Source organism: Oceanihabitans sp. 2_MG-2023 (assembly GCF_030547245.1).
Taxonomy (GTDB): Bacteria; Bacteroidota; Bacteroidia; order Flavobacteriales; family Flavobacteriaceae; genus Oceanihabitans.
The window spans coordinates 38,630-51,780 of the sequence record NZ_JAUOQT010000003.1 but is presented as its reverse complement, the minus strand read 5'-3'; the positions used below and the strand labels follow the sequence as shown (position 1 = coordinate 51,780).

Below are 13,151 nucleotides of genomic sequence, written 5' to 3'. Positions count from 1 at the left end.
TGACTCAAATTTAGCTATTAATCTAAAAGTTGTATGGTTTAATTATCATCATCATCTTGTTCTTCATTTGGAAAAAATTCCATATTATCATCTAGATATAATGTACCATTTCTACCAAGAGCTACAAAAGCACGTTCGCCATTACTAAAAGATACAGCATCTCTTCTTGCGTATAATTCAAACTCTGTTCTTTCTTCCCATTCTTGATCGGAAGGATCATATTCATAAACCGAGCTAATACTGGTTCCAAAATCTCCACAAGCGATATAGCCTAAACCATTTATTGTAAAAGCAACAGCATTAGATCTAGTAATATAATCGTAGTCTTCGTCAATATCTTCTAGTTCTGTCCATTCTTCAGTATTTAGATTAAATACCCAAAAATCTTCTTCGTAAACACCATTACTAATTCCGGTTGTCATATATACATCATCACCAATGGTAAATGTTACTGCATCTCTTCTTTTATCTCCACCAAATCCAAAAGTTTCTTCCCAAGTATCTGCTATTGGGTCGTATTTCCAGAAGTCTTTTTTATCACTACCATCATATCCGGTACCAATATAGCCATAGGTGTCAGATCCAAATCCAACAGCACCATAACGTGCCGATCCAGCAAAATCTGCTATTTGGGTCCAGCTATTCGTATTGCTATTATACTTATAGAAATCGGATAATTCGTCTGCAGAATCGCCATTATAACCAGTTCCTATATACCCTTCACCATTAATTACAAAGGATACCGCAGAACTTCTTTCTAAACCAGGAAAATCGGATAATTGTTGCCAAGAGTTGGTATCCATATTATAGCTCCAAAAATCACTATAATAATCATCACCATCATAACCTGTTCCCATATAGCCAATATTACCAATGGTAAATGCGGTTGAACTACTTCTTGCATCTTCATTAAATGTGGATTTTTTCACCCAGTTTCCTACAGTATCATCACTGTCGTCATCGTTACTACAATTTAAAAATAGCACACTTAGTGTGCATAAATAAATAAATTTTAATGTTGTTTTGTTAATCGTTTTTTTCATTTCACTTTTTATTTAAATTAAAACTAAGACCTACGTTTATAGATAGTGATTCTGTGGAATCAAAATCATATATTTTATTGTCATTCTCTTTTATGGTAAGTTCACTATTTGTTAAATAGCCTACATTACATTTTGTTGTCCAATTTTTATCTAATCGATAGGAGTAACCAAGTGCTAATTTTATGGCTTTGAATTCTAATTTCGAATCCGAAATCATTTCATTAGTATCTAACATAAAATTAGATGCATTATTAGCATATATAGATTCTGGTTTTGCTGTAATTTGAAGCGTATTATGATTATTTATTTTATAATAAGCTCCGGTAACAGGAATTCCTATTTCGTATTTAAACTTTTCATTTATAGTACTAGTATATGAAATTATAGGATAAAAGTTTGGCTTACCAAATAAGGAACCATAACCAGCTCCTAATTTTAAATAGGATTTAAGTCCGTTTTTATCCCAAGTTTTAATAAAATTTGCTTTGTAGCTTAATACAAAATCCTCTTTTGTAATTTTTTTATTTAATGTAGAATAGATATAAGGAGCAATGGTGAACTCTGCATCCCATGTATTTATAAGTGCTTTTTTATATTGCGCAAAGGCTTGTATGGTGTGTAACTCTTCAAAAGCATTAAAATCATTATGCGTATCATGATCATTAAAATCTATAGTATTGTAGGTATAGTTTAATCCAAAATTAAATTTAGAGGTATCTAGTAAGGAAGCGAAGTTAATAGCAACTGTTTTATTTTTTATTTGAACATCATTTACGTTTGGGTAGATTTCATAATCTACATTAATTAAATCTTCTGGATTAGTAGTCGTTAAGACTTCTTGTCCAAAAGACACCAAAGAAAACAAACTAAAGGTTATATAATGTATCGCTCTTTTACTCATTAAGTGTAATATTTTTTTACAGATCGAGTGCTAACATACTACCTATACCTTTAGATTAATTACAAAATATACCTATCCTCTTTTTTTGTAGACAAGCAATGCTTTTTAATCTACAAACACAGTAGCCGTGTTTAGTAGTATAAATTTTGGCGTTTGTAGATACATTAAAGCGGTCTGTATATTTGACTTTTTATTAGATGTAAAGGGTGGTTGATTTGTACAAATACTAAAAATCATATGTTTACATCACATCAAAAATTAATACCCTTAATAACTGTTATAGCTATATTATTATCTATAATTTCTTGTTCATCAGAAACAGAAGATGCTAGTCTTTTAGCTGGCGAAGATTTTACAAGTACAAATATAAAGGTGTATTCGATAGATACTTTTACTGTGGCATTATCTACTATTAAGTTTGATTCTATTATTAGTTCTGCAAATGATAGACTCTTGGTTGGGCAATATAGAGATGAAGAAATGGGAACAATAAATGCATCTTCTTATTTTCAACTAAATACATATAATTATTACTTAGATAATGATGCTGTATTAGATAGTGTTGATTTAATACTTGGTTATGATACCTATTACTATAACGATACTACTCAAGTTGCAACATTAAACATTCATAAACTTACCGATAAATTAACGACAGAGGATTCCTTCTTTTATAATACCACCGAATTTGGTTACGAAGCTTCTCCTTTGGTAACTAAAGAGTATTATCCAACTCCAAATAAAGATTCCTTGGTTGTTTCACTTCCTTACGATTTTGGAGCATCGATATTTGACGGTATTAGAGACAATATTATTACAGATGCAGAAACTTTTTACCAACAATTAAAAGGACTAACCATACATCCAGATCCAAATAATAATGGTTCTGTAATTGGCTTTTCAACAAATAGCGAAGACACCTATATTCGATTTTATTATAGCATTCCTGGTGAGTTTGAAAGTGATACATATTCTTATGATATAACTTTAAACACGTATTTTAACCATATAGAAAGTGATGTTAGTGGTTTGCCTTTAGAATGGATAACAGACCAAGAATATAATCTTTCGTCCTCTGCAAGTAATAATATAAGTTACAATCAAGCGGGTACAGGTTATGTTACAAAAATTGAATTCCCTACGATAAAAAACATCTACGATATTGGTAACGAAGGCACCATATTGGAAGCAACACTTTATATAGAACCAAATCTCGATTCGTATTCCGAAATTCAACCACTAAGTGAATCCTTACTACTATATACTATTGATCAAAACAACGATTTAGCAACACTAATTTCTAATAATGAAATTGAAGTAACTGCAACATTAAGTTCCGATAATTCAGAATTTAATCAACTTGTTTATTCGGTTCCTGTGATTGATTTTATTGATCAAAAATTAAGCGAAAGCCCAGAGACAGAAGATGCACTAATTGTAATTCCAGAGGATTATAATTCTTCTATAAATAAAATAATATTTAATGACAGTCAGAAATCTGATTATCAAACAAAATTAATTGTAACCTATGCAGTATATGAATAAATCTAATTATAGCATTGTTTTAATAATACTCTTATCGATGCATGGTTATTCGCAAACCAATAATCTTACCAGTTCACCGTATTCACTTTTTGGGTTAGGAGTAGAGAATAATTCGAATACAGGAAGAAATAGTGGTTTAGGTAAGACAGGAATTTCTTTAGATGCTAGTAAGGGAATTAACTTAACAAACTCGGCTTCTTTTGCTACCATACCAGAGGATGAATTTGTATTTGATTTTGGAGGTTCAGCAGAAATTATCAATGTTTTTGCCGATGACATAAAAGAACAAAGCATCACCAGTCAATTTACAAATATTTCTTTAGGATTTAATAGTAAAGGGAAGTATGGTATGGGATTAACGTTAAAACCTGCTACCTCTGTTGGCTACTCTTTAATAGGTTTACAAAGTAATATTGAAGGTAGTAATGAAACCTTTACCACTAATGTGGAAGGTTCTGGTGGATTAAATGAATTACGATTAGACTATGGAAGATACCTATTTAAAAACCTAAATGTAGGTGCTAAAATATCATATTTATTTGGGAAAATTGAAGAAACCGAAACCATTGCTACAGACGAAAGTTATTTGGCTATTACCGAAAGTAATTATTATAATGGTGCACAGTTAGGATTAGGTTTTCAATATAAATATTTAGATACACATAATTTTGGTTTAACTGTAGATTTTCCAACTATTTTAAAAGGAAGTAAAGATGTAAGAATTAGTAAGTACTCTAATGACACTTATATCTTATTAGAAGATACCGATGGAGAAGGCATTGATAATTTTAACCTTCCTTTAAAAGTAGGAATTGGTTATAGTACTTCATTTAAAAACATTTTAGTAACGGCAGATTATAATCGAAGTTTTTGGTCTTCTACCAATCAATCGGATGCTATTGGTAATTTTACCGATCAAAATATTTTTGCTTTAGGAGCTGCTTACACTAGAAACCCTAACGGAAATAAATATTGGGACCTTGTAGATTATAGATTGGGATTAAATTATAATTCTGGATATCTAAAAGTCGACGATAAAAAAATAGACACCTATGCAGCTTCATTAGGTATCGGATTACCAATTGGTAGAAGATCGCTTTTAAATATTTCATATTCCTTAAGTAAAAAAGGAACTACAGAAAGTATTTTGGTAGAAGAATATATCAATACATTAAATATTAATATCTCATTATCCGATAAATGGTTTCAAAAAACAAAGTATGAATAAGCCGTATTATCTTCGTTGTCCAGAGAATTCCATAGCTTCTCCTTTACCAAAACCATAACTTACACCAAAAGTTATAAAGCGTCCTCGTTGGCGCGTAGTATATAAATAAAAGTCTGGTTGCGATGTAGTCGTTTCATCTAATCGAGATGCAAATACATCGCGAACACTTAAGTTAAGAATGATTTTGCCTTTCACTATTTTTTTTCTTAAGCCGATATCTACATATTTATTTTCGGAAACTTCTTGTTGTAAGGTTTCATAATTGGAGATATAATTTCCAGATATTTCAAAATCAAATTTTGCAGGAAGTTTGAATTTAGAAGTTAAACTAGTAGACCAAATTCTTCCTTTAAAATCAAAGGATTCTGATGCATAAACTCCTTTTCTATCATAATAATTAATATTAAAATCACCATTTATGGTTAACCAGTCTAAAGGACTATATTTTCCATTCATTTCAAAACCTGTGGTGTTGTCTGTTCCAATATTTTCTGGACGAGAAATACTTACATTATCTTCAAAAACAGTGATGTATTCTACAGCATCTTTTGTGTATCTATTATATAGGCTGAAGTTTAAAGATGCTTTATCAAATTTATGAATACTGGTAACCTCATAAGAATCTGTAAATTCTGGTTGTAAATCTGGGTTTCCTTCTGATATGCTAAAGTTATTCCTAATGTTAGAAAACGGATTTAACTGTCGCAAATTAGGTCTGTTAATACGTTTAGAATATCCAGCTTGTAACGAAAAATTATCGGATACTTTATATGAAGTATGCGCACTTGGAAATACATTGGTATAATTTTGAGTATCCGATTCGTTGGTGGTTTGTAATACCGTATTAATAAGTGTGTTTTCCATTCGAAGCCCTAATTTAATGCCCCATTTTTCGCCTTCATATGCTCCAGTAGCGTACATAGCAAAAACGTTTTGATCTAAATCAAATACATTAGTTACATCTAAGTTATTTACCCAATTCCCATCTACTAAATCACTTACAGCAAAATCATTAGACACATTGTTAATAGCAAATTGTGCACCAGTTTCTAAAGTGTATTTTTCTAAAAAAGGATGTGTATAATCTAGTTTGAAAGTATATTCTTCTAATTTATAGTCGGTTCTCGATTCTTGTTGCGCATCTTCCAAATCACCAAAACTAGTACTATCCTCAAATATAGAAGATTGGTCTTTTCTAAAATATCGACCTAAAGCACTAAACAAGAGACTCTGATTTTCGTGTCTTTTAAAGTCGCTCTTATAAACCAATTCATAACGTACTTTTGGGTTTGTGGCTTCTGTTTTTTCATCTCGAAGCCATCGATCGGTTATCGAATTAGAAGCATCTAATGCATCATAATCAGTTTTGGCCCATTGGTCTTCTACTTCGTAAGCATACGAACCAGAAAGCGTAATTACATTTCTATCGTTTAAATGATAATCGGTACCAATAAGAATATTAGTAAATTTTTCATCAAACTCACTTTCTCCAATACTGGTTATAGAAGTGTTGTTAACGAGATCTTTATTTATAGATTCGCGTGTATCTGGATAAGTTCTAATCCCGAATCCCAGCTGACTAAACAAATTGAATTTTTCGGTACGTTTATTAACACTTAAGCCAAAGCTATTGCTATTTGGTACACCAACATTTAAAGATGCAGAGCCGTTTAAACCTTTCTTTTCCGATTTTTTAATAATGATATTAATAATTCCGGAAGTTCCTTGTGCGTCATATTTTGCAGATGGATTAGTAATAACTTCAATTTTCTCAATCATATCTGCAGTAATAGTACCCAGTACATTACCATCATCTGCTGCAATAACCGAAGGTTTTCCATTAATCAGTATTTGAACTCCTTGACCACCACGTAAACTAATTACACCTTCAATATTCACATTTACCGAAGGCACATTATTTAAAACTTCTAAAGCACTAGCACCTGTAGCACTTAAATCTTTACCCACATTAAAGATACGTTTGTCTAGTTTAAATTCGGTTTGAGAGGTTTCGGCACGAACTATAACTTCATCTAAGCCTTCAAGAGTTTGTTCTAAATATATGGTATTTAGATCAATTTGGTTATTTACAGTTTTGTAGTTCCTAATGGTAGTAGTTGCATAACCAATATAACTTATTTGTATATAAAAATTGGTAGCTTGTGTTTTTAATACAAACGAACCATCTTCCAATGTAATAGCGCCAGTTATAGCAGCATTAGAATTGGTATCGAGTAAAGTAACGTTTGCAAAAATTATAGGCGTATTTGTATGTTCTTCTAAAACTTCACCAACAAGGGTTACAGTGTTTTGTGCATAAATAGGAGAGAAGCAAAGACAGAATAAAAGAATACATAAAAAATAAAGCCTATTGAAAATCATAACATTAGCTGTTGTAAAATATACTAGCGAAGATACCTTTTCGTGGTTTGAATTGAAAATATATTTTTTTGAAATTTTCAATTGTTTGCATAACATTTACCCTTTTCTTAAAAAAGGTGCTAAGTTTAATACAACTATACAGAATGTTTGTTTACTCTACCTCGAAAGTAGATAAATGGTACACAGGAATACCTTCCGTACTAATACCTTCTATTTCTATAGCATATTTACTATTAGAATCACTGGTAAAAAAAGAAATTTCTGCCTCAGCATTTTTGTTTATTACTATTTTAGGCTGCCAGTATAAAGTGGTTCGTACGTCTTGTTTGGAACTATCATAAAAGCTATCGGCATAATCTGGAGAGTAAAATTCTCTAGCGGTATAAAAACCAGGATAGTAAAAATCGATAATTCCTGGTTCGCGTTTAACATTTAATAAAATACCATTTCCAAGTTTTGTAAATATTGAAATTACACCATTAGAACTATTACTAATTATAGATGTACTTGTATTAATATCAATAAATTCGATATCCATTCCTCTCAAAAAAGTGATGTCTTCTATTTCTACACGAATACCATCTAATAATATAACAGGTTGCCCGCCATTTCGTATAGATATAGTATTATTATAAGCCGTCACACCTGGCAATCTATTAAGTAAATCATAGATACTTAATGTTTCCGAATTTGGATAATCATTCATGTCTATTCGATGTGTTGGAAAACTATTACCAGCTCTATTATTTAGTGCTTCTTCACGAAGTTCTTCAGCTGTTTCCTTTTGTGCATTAATAATCACTTCATCTAATAGCTGGGTACCTTGTAAATATTTAGTATCGATTTCTGAAATATTCTGTGCTTGCTTCATAAAGTTGGTAATTATAGAAGTATTAAGAGTATTTGGTTTTATAACATTAGTATTCGAAAATAAGGGGCTACGGTAGGTACTATTGTTCAAAAAAATACCGACATCTCTATTTTTTTTATAATCACTTTTAAATTCCTTTACACGGGCTTCTACAAGTGTAGGAATAGAATCGTAAAATACAAAAGGGCCAAAATTAAATTGTCCGTTTGCATTCGATTGTGTTAACTCTTGATGTGGTAAAGCTCCCATAAAAGTTAATCTAGTAGCTGCCGAAATTCGTGTGTTTTTTTCTTTTAAAGCTCGTGTTTGTCCAGCAATAGAAATACCATTTTCTATTGAATATTGCATTTTATTTTTTTGTTGGTATAAAAGCGCATTCCAAGTAAATCTATTCCAACCATGTGTAAACATTACTAAGTCTAGTAAAAATCGACGTTTAGAATCGTTTTCTTTTTCAAAGAAATAGCCTGGGTCTTCTATTGCACCTCTTAGGTCTGAATTTAATAATAAATAAGTTTTAATATTTTCGCTTCTAGAACTTTTTTCTACAGCATCTAAATCATTGATAGTTAAAGATACATTTCCAGATACTGGATTTCCATTGGTATCTTTTAAGTCTAATTGAAGTGTTACTTTTTCTCTTTCTTGAGGTGTTTTAGTATCTGCATTTAGAGAAAGCGTAACATTTTTATCTGGATTATCCACAAAAGCTAAACGTTCGCATACTGGTTTTCCTTCATTATTAAATAACGTAAAGCTAGTAACACCAGCGTTTAATTTAGAAGTATTTAGTTTTACGGTATACGAATTTGTTCCTGTTGTTTCTAGTTTTTGAAAAATGATTTTTCCACGTTGGTGCACTACTAAAAAAGAATTTAATAATCCGATAGAATTATTAGCGTTTACTTTTAGTATTATTTCTTGACCATTATTTAATAAATTTAAATTAAATCCTTGTGGTAATGGTTTTGGAAGTTCGTATTTTTCTTCCTTACCATTAATAACCATACTTGCGTAATAGGTTTTATTAGGTTCAGGTGTTAGTGCAAAAAAGCCTAAACCAAATTCAAAAGTTTTAAATTGAGTAATGGTATTGTTCTCTTGGTCTTTAATTACACCTTCAAGAAGTATTGTTTTATTTTTTATGTCTTTTACTTTTATTCCAACTTTTGAAGGAAGCCCTTGAACTAAATACCCACCTTCTGGGTAAAAATGTAGGTCTGGTCTTTGGGTAATAGTTTCTTCTTTGGGAGTTGTTGTATTTGTAGCAATTTCTAGTGTTTCATTTTCGCTAAAAGCTTTGACATCCCAAATAGGAATTTCTTTTTTAAAGAAAAAAGAAGCATCACTATTTCGCATATAGTTGGTATACGCTCTTAAAACATAAGTACCAGCTTTCCATTCTTTATTGATTTCAAAATCACCAGCAACACTCAAATCATTAGTATATAGTTTTTTTTGAGACACAATTGAATCTTTGTCGTTAACTAATTCTACATAAATAACATTACTTTTACTAGATGCTTTATGATTAATACCATTTACTAGATATGCAGCATACCAAATATCATCACCAATAGTATAATATGGTTTGTCTGTTTTTACATAAATTTTTTCAGGATAATCACTAGAGTACGCTTCTAATTTTTTTAATACTAGCGCACTAAAATTATTAGGTATGGTAAAAGATAAAAGTAGCATTAGGCTAGTGAAAATGGTGATTTTTTTTAACATGCTTCTAGTGTATTTCTTTATAAGTTTATTCTTTCAAAAGTAATATAAATCAATATATTATAGGGTTTTGTAAAAAGTATTTATTATTAGACTTATAAAATGAATTTTGGTTTAATGGGTCGATTCAAATAACAAACAAATAACAAACAAATTATAAACTTAATTCATGGAGATTTTGAATAAAATTCTAGAAAAGAAAATATTTAGAAACAAAGTTTTTCAATTCAAATGTATTTAAAAAATAAGCAATTATCAGTTCATCCATAGTATACTACAATTCGGTAGTTTAAATACTATTACTAGTATAATCTAAAATATATTTATACCATAAATTAGTAACAACAAAAAATAGTTATATTTTATATATATGAATAAGTCAACTCGAAAACCAACTAAAGTCAAGCAAATATTTAGAATCATATTGTTTACTGGTACTTTAATTTCCTTATGGTTTGTACCTTGGGTTTTAGTAAAGGCATGGATATTACCACTGCCAAATACGATTCAGGAGCAAGTAGATGAGTCCTTAAGTTATGGTTTTGATGGTGTTATTGTATACGTAGATGAAGGCGGTAAGCCACCAGCGTTTTATGCAGCTGGTTATCATAATCGAGATCTTAAAATACCTGCAAACCCAAAGGCTTTATTCAAAATAGCTAGTATCAGCAAGCTATATGTAGCAGTTGCTATCACAAAATTGGCAAACGAAAATCGTATATATTTAGATAAAACGCTCTCAGAGTATTTTCCTGAACTTATTGGGAGAATTGAAAATGCAGATAAAATCACACTTAGAATGATGGTGCAACACAGAAGTGGCATCCCAAATTTTACAGACAGTGCTGCCTTTTGGAAAAATCAACCAAACAAAAATATAGATGTACTTGAATATGCACTTGATTTGCCAGCAAACTTTGAACCTAACAAAGATTATGGTTACTCCAACACCAATTATTTGTTACTTTCTCGAATCCTTGAGAAAGTGGTAGGTTATAGTCGTCAGCAATATTTCGAAGAAGAAATTTTAATACCATTAGGATTGAAAAATACTTTTGGTTCTCTTGATGATGTAAATATAGAGGATGTTATGAGCGGTTACTATGTGGGAATTGAAAAGGACTTTAAAAATGAGAATCAAGGAATGATGATAGCTACAGCTGAAGATGTTGGAATCTTTTTAAGAGCTTTAAATAATGGCACTTTACTTAATAAAAAAGAGATGGAAATCTACACCTCACTTTATGAGTTTAATCATGGAGGGTTGGCACCAGGTTACCAAAGTATGGCTGAATATCATAAAGATATTGATGCGGTTGTTATTCAATTTATGAATACCACTGATTTTAATGGATACCAATGGAATTTGTTGCAAATAACACATTCGCGAGTTGTTAAAATCTTACGAAAATCTAAGTAATTAAGTTTATTTAAAATGACATTGAGGAGCAAGAAGCAAGGACTCCTCTTTAAAATAATAGTAACTTTAGGTGGAATCACTTTTTTTAACAATAAGCAGAATTGAAAAAGACTGTTCGTGTGTAATTGTTTGTTATATAGTTACTTAATAAAATTTTCTTTAGCTTTTTTATGTTTTCATTCTTTTATACATTTGCTTTAATAAAATAATACTTTGATTAACCAAAAATCCATAGCAGTATTACCTTTTGTCAATATGAGTAATAATATTGATAATGATTATTTCTGTGATGGTATTACCGAAGAAATAATTAATGCATTAACTACTGTAAATGGGCTAAAAGTTATAGCAAGAACCTCTTCATTTGCATTTAAAAATAAAAATATTGATGTTCGACATATTGGTAATCAATTAGGAGTGGCAACAGTCTTAGAAGGCAGTATACGAGTTTTTCAAAAAAGAATTAGAATTACTGCGCAATTAATTAATACTATAGATGGCGGACATTTTTGGTCTAGTAATTTTGACAGAGAACTTTCTGATATTTTTGAGCTTCAAGATGAAATTAGTCTTTTAATTGCAGATAAAATAAGAGAGAATTTTGGGCATTTTGAAGTTAATGAGCAATTAGTAGAACACCCAAATATATCCACACATGCGTATCAAAATTTTTTGAAAGCAAAAAAATTAACAAGCCAATTTAATAAACATGCAATTTTAAAAGGAATTTCTATTTTAAAAGGAATTATAGAAAAATTTCCTAATTTTGCTTTAGCGCATGTATACATACATTATGCGTATAATAGTATGGCAGCTGGTGGATTAATGCCCGTAAAAGATGCATTTAATATAGGTGAAGTTTACCTTAAAAAATCTCACGAATTAAATGTAAATCTGCCAGAAGTACATCATTCTTTTGGTTGGAATGCTTTAAATAAAAATTGGGATTTTAAAACCGCAAACTTACATTTACAAAAAGCATTAAAATTAAAACCAGGATATTCAGATGCGCATCAAAAACTTTTTATTACTTTAATTTTAGAAGGTAATTTTACGGATGCAAATTACCACATAAACAAAGCATATAGTTTGGACCCATTAAATGATTTAAACAATTATTTTATGGCTTATAATGCCTATGTAAATAAAGACTTTCAAGGTGTTAACATCTATTTTAATCGTTGTTTTGAAATAAATAATCGATTTATTGTTGGTTATGGTATTTACGCACTTGCTCTAGCCTTACAAAATAAACCTCAAGAAATAATTAACGTAGCGAATCGTTTGCCAGAAATTGAAGGCGCTAAAGTAGAGCATTTAATAATGACTACTATTGCATTTTGTTTACAAGATAAAAAGGAAAAACAAAAAGCTAATATTAAAGCTTTATTACTCTTGTTGGAATCTGATAGTCGTGAAAGAGTACGATTTTTTTTAATTTACATTTATACATTAATTGGTAAGTACGATGCAGCGCTAGATATGATGGAAATTGGGATTATGCATAAAGAGCCGTTAATGACACTACTAAAAGTAGATCCTTTATTATTACCGTTACAAAAATTGGATAGGTATAATACATATTTACAAACTATTTTTGCACTTTCTAACGAGCAATTAGTAAAAGAAGAAGTTATTGTTAAACAACTCTTTTCTAAAACGCAAGAAAAACAATGTAAAGCATTGTTATTGAAAATAATGGAAGAGGATCAGTTGTTTTTAAACTCAGATTTATCGTTGCGTATAATGGCTCAAAAATTAAATATTAATGCTAATCAAATGTCTTGGTTACTTAACTTTAGTTTTAAAAAAAACTTCAACGATTTTATTAATCAATATCGTCTTAACCATTTTAAAAGGATTGCTCTAGATCCAAAATTTAAACACATTACTATTTTAGGATTAGCTTATGATAGTGGTTTTAATTCCAAGAGTGTTTTTAATACTTTTTTTAAAAAAACAGAAGGAGTTACACCTAGTCACTGGGTTAAATCTAAAGGAAACTAACTGTTTATTAATAATTTATTTTC

Annotated in this window: 8 protein-coding genes; 4 read left to right on the top strand and 4 right to left on the bottom strand. The window is 30.2% G+C overall.

Translation table 11 applies throughout. The features are described from left to right. Nucleotides 1-38 precede the first annotated feature (38 nt). Together Q4512_RS06845 and Q4512_RS06840 are read right to left on the bottom strand one after the other, a co-directional pair. Nucleotides 39-1,043, bottom strand: coding sequence for a kelch repeat-containing protein (locus Q4512_RS06845; RefSeq protein ID WP_303423297.1), 1,005 nt, complete (start codon nt 1,041-1,043; stop codon nt 39-41). 1 nt (nt 1,044) lies between these two features. After that, a complete protein-coding gene (locus Q4512_RS06840; protein WP_303423295.1) occupies nt 1,045-1,944 on the bottom strand; it encodes a hypothetical protein in 900 nt (299 codons plus the stop codon). 237 nt (nt 1,945-2,181) lie between these two features. Between Q4512_RS06840 and Q4512_RS06835 the strand changes: the two genes are divergently transcribed. Both Q4512_RS06835 and Q4512_RS06830 read left to right on the top strand, forming a co-directional pair. Next, on the top strand, nt 2,182-3,489 hold the full coding sequence (locus tag Q4512_RS06835; protein ID WP_303423293.1) for a DUF4270 family protein: 1,308 nt from the start codon (nt 2,182-2,184) through the stop codon (nt 3,487-3,489). Then, nucleotides 3,482-4,717: a hypothetical protein gene (locus tag Q4512_RS06830; RefSeq protein WP_303423291.1), complete on the top strand. Its 1,236-nt coding sequence runs from the start codon at nt 3,482-3,484 to the stop codon at nt 4,715-4,717. Before Q4512_RS06835 ends, Q4512_RS06830 begins: the two co-directional genes overlap by 8 nt. Before the next feature lie 6 nt (nt 4,718-4,723). Here the strand turns inward: Q4512_RS06830 and Q4512_RS06825 are convergent, their stop codons facing one another. Beyond that, nucleotides 4,724-7,099, bottom strand: coding sequence for a TonB-dependent receptor domain-containing protein (locus tag Q4512_RS06825; protein ID WP_303423289.1), 2,376 nt, complete (start codon nt 7,097-7,099; stop codon nt 4,724-4,726). A gap of 151 nt (nt 7,100-7,250) precedes the next feature. After that, on the bottom strand, nt 7,251-9,704 hold the full coding sequence (locus tag Q4512_RS06820; protein WP_303423285.1) for a Plug domain-containing protein: 2,454 nt from the start codon (nt 9,702-9,704) through the stop codon (nt 7,251-7,253). 367 nt (nt 9,705-10,071) lie between these two features. On the opposite strand from Q4512_RS06820, the gene Q4512_RS06815 reads away from it, so the two are divergent. Together Q4512_RS06815 and Q4512_RS06810 are read left to right on the top strand one after the other, a co-directional pair. Continuing rightward, nucleotides 10,072-11,121: a serine hydrolase gene (locus Q4512_RS06815; RefSeq protein WP_303423283.1), complete on the top strand. Its 1,050-nt coding sequence runs from the start codon at nt 10,072-10,074 to the stop codon at nt 11,119-11,121. A 255-nt stretch (nt 11,122-11,376) separates the two neighbouring features. Further along, complete coding sequence (locus Q4512_RS06810; RefSeq protein ID WP_303423281.1) at nt 11,377-13,128, top strand: helix-turn-helix domain-containing protein; 1,752 nt, start codon at nt 11,377-11,379, stop codon at nt 13,126-13,128. Nucleotides 13,129-13,151: the final 23 nt, after the last annotated feature.

Bases quoted from the DNA above. Each gene is read 5' to 3' on its own strand.
- Q4512_RS06845 (WP_303423297.1), bottom strand. From the start codon at position 1,043: ATGAAAAAAACGATTAACAAAACAACATTAAAATTTATTTATTTATGC.
- Q4512_RS06840 (WP_303423295.1), bottom strand. From the start codon at position 1,944: ATGAGTAAAAGAGCGATACATTATATAACCTTTAGTTTGTTTTCTTTG.
- Q4512_RS06835 (WP_303423293.1), top strand. From the start codon at position 2,182: ATGTTTACATCACATCAAAAATTAATACCCTTAATAACTGTTATAGCT.
- Q4512_RS06830 (WP_303423291.1), top strand. From the start codon at position 3,482: ATGAATAAATCTAATTATAGCATTGTTTTAATAATACTCTTATCGATG.
- Q4512_RS06825 (WP_303423289.1), bottom strand. From the start codon at position 7,099: ATGATTTTCAATAGGCTTTATTTTTTATGTATTCTTTTATTCTGTCTT.
- Q4512_RS06820 (WP_303423285.1), bottom strand. From the start codon at position 9,704: ATGTTAAAAAAAATCACCATTTTCACTAGCCTAATGCTACTTTTATCT.
- Q4512_RS06815 (WP_303423283.1), top strand. From the start codon at position 10,072: ATGAATAAGTCAACTCGAAAACCAACTAAAGTCAAGCAAATATTTAGA.
- Q4512_RS06810 (WP_303423281.1), top strand. From the start codon at position 11,377: ATGAGTAATAATATTGATAATGATTATTTCTGTGATGGTATTACCGAA.